This window comes from Rhizobium sp. KNZ2-6A (assembly GCF_056755475.1).
In genome coordinates, this window is the sequence record NZ_JBNDIC010000147.1 from 1 (window position 1) to 576 (window position 576).

A 576-nucleotide genomic window follows, 5' to 3' on the forward strand; every position below is an offset into this window, starting at 1 on the left:
AGGGGTCGAGCCTGCCGGTCCTGAAGTCGACGAGATTGACGAAGAGCTCGAGGATTTCGAGCGCGACATGGCCAAGCGTAGTCAACCCAACACACCAAAAAGTCTAATTTTAACCGAAGTTGGAATCGGTATTGTCTCTGTGAGATATTGTTTTTCCCCGGAGGAGCTTCCAATGTCGCATCGCACGTTATTCTGCATGTTATTTTCGATTATGTGCACCACAGCATCTGCCGACATTCTTGGGTCAAAGCCACAAGACACTATCAATGTAAAAGTCGCATTGATATTGTCCAATTCAGAGCCAGTTCTAAAAGAAGCGTCGTGCAACATTAACCATCCCTGCACGATATCTTACAGTGGCAGCAAGAAAATTGATTTAGTACTTCGCCTTTCAAATAGAGATTATGTTGACAGTACTGCAATTATTACGTGCGCACCCAACGATTGCTCGTTTGAAAACGGTAGTTCAGTAACCAGCATTGGCCTCCAGAGGGAATTCAAACGTAAGCGCACAATTCGCGGCACCTGTTCATTGAAAATCGAATGAAGGAGTCTGTGTCCACAACGGAGACTGTG

1 protein-coding gene is annotated in these 576 nt (G+C 45.7%); it reads left to right on the plus strand.

The genetic code is table 11. The features are described 5' to 3' along the window. A partial coding sequence (locus ACPYOP_RS32975; protein ID WP_481414387.1) for a hypothetical protein occupies positions 1 to 547 on the plus strand: 547 nt, incomplete at its 5' end. Between the last annotated feature and the right edge of the window lie 29 nt (positions 548 to 576).